This window comes from uncultured Brachyspira sp. (assembly GCF_910588665.1).
Classification (GTDB): Bacteria; Spirochaetota; Brachyspiria; order Brachyspirales; family Brachyspiraceae; genus Brachyspira.
In genome coordinates, this window is record NZ_CAJUPR010000039.1 from 1 (window position 1) to 1,850 (window position 1,850).

The 1,850-nt window shown below is 24.6% G+C and carries 1 protein-coding gene; it reads left to right on the forward strand.

Features of this window, described 5'->3' with window-relative positions; genetic code table 11:
* Positions 1-173 precede the first annotated feature (173 nt).
* Positions 174-1,559 carry an IS1182 family transposase gene (locus QZ306_RS10465; protein WP_295163644.1) on the forward strand — a complete coding sequence of 462 codons (1,386 nt, stop codon included), beginning with the start codon at positions 174-176 and terminating at the stop codon, positions 1,557-1,559.
* The last annotated feature ends 291 nt before the right edge of the window (positions 1,560-1,850 follow it).

Below are 1,850 nucleotides of genomic sequence, written 5' to 3' on the forward strand. Positions count from 1 at the left end.
TCAGACTGTTGACAAATAAGTTCAATAGTCTTTTCTTTTTAGAAAAAATATAGTATAATAAACATGTAAGAACGCTTTATTATTTCCAAATTTAAAGCTTACAGTTCTTACTTTTTTTATGAAAATCTGATATAATATAATTGGAAATAATAAAGAAAGTAAGTGATAATATGATGACTAAAAGAGAAAAAAGACAATATCAAACCGAAATGATAAATTTAGAGGAGATAGTACCTCAAAATCATTTCTTAAGAATAATAGAAAAATATTTTGATTGGAACTTTGTATATGAAGAAGTAGAAAAACTATATTCAAAAGTTGGAAGAAAAAGTATTGACCCAATAGTTTTGATAAAGATTCATATAATAAAGTTCCTTTTTCATGAAGATAGTTTAAGAAAAACATATGAAACATTAGAATATAATATGTTATACAAATGGTTTATCGGATATGGAATAACTGAAAAAGTACCAAATCATTCAACATATTCTAAGAATTATAAAAGGAAGTTTTGTAAGTTAGAAAAAGATTTATTACAAGTAGTATTTGATAAAGTAATCGATTTATTGGAACAACATAATTGTTTAGACTTAACCGCAGTATATATAGACTCAACAAATACAAAAGCATATGCGAATAAAAAGAAAAATCACAAAGAGATGGTAAATATAGAAGCCAAGAAATATCAAAAAGAACTAGATTTAGAGATGGCATTAATAGAACTACATAATAAAGAATTAAGTGAAGAAGAATATTTAGAAGAAGTACAAAGAATAGTAAAATGTAATGAAGAAGTTGAAATAGAAGAAGTGATTGGTGAAAAAGAAATTATAGTTAGCGATACAGACAAAGATGCAGGAATGTTATATAAAAGCGATAAGGAGAAAATGTTTGCCTATAATACAAGTGTGATATGTGATAATAATAATTATATATTAACAGTAAATACTAATCCAAGTAATATGCACGATTCAGTCGCTTTTTATCCTTCATTTGAAAATTTAGTTAATCACTTTAATATAAGAGATATAAAATACTTTGTAGGAGATGCTGCATATATAACTAGTCACATATGTAAAACATTAATAGAATTAGATTTAATACCAGCCTTCCCATATAGTAGATTAGGATATAGAAAAAATATGTTAAAAAAGTATGAATTTGTCTATGATGAATATAATGATATTTATATATGCCCAAATGTGAAAGATTTAATACCCAAAGGAATAACAAAAGATGGATATAAAATATATAAAGCAGATAAAAAAGATTGTCAAAATTGTCCATTTAAAGATAAATGTACAAAAAGTTCATATAAACAAGTATTAAGACACATTTGGGAGGAGTATAAAGAAATGGCAAATGATTATAGACATCATTTAGATGTTCAAGAAATATATAAACAAAGGCCTCAACATATAGAAAGAGTCTTTGCAGATGGCAAAATGAAATATGGGTTAACCAAAACATACTATAGAACAAAAGAAAGGGTTCATCGCGAATTAACCCTTCTTTATGCATGTATGAACTTAAAGAAGTTTGCCTTGCATAAATCTTAATTAATGCTTATATCCTTCTTAATCTTTTATTTTATTTAAATTTAACAATAAAAAAGACAAATAAGCAAAAATTAATACCTATTTGTCAACAGTCTGGAAGCATCATTTTGATGCTTTTTCTGTGTTTTAGTAAAGCCTCTATTTTTAATAATCCATAAGCTATAAATAAGAAGGGAGGAAATATATGAAAAACTTTAAAAGTTATATTGAAACTAAAAAAGAATTAGAATTAATTAAATTAAATTTAGAGGCTCTAACTAAAAAAGAAAAATATATTTTAAAAGAAAAAGA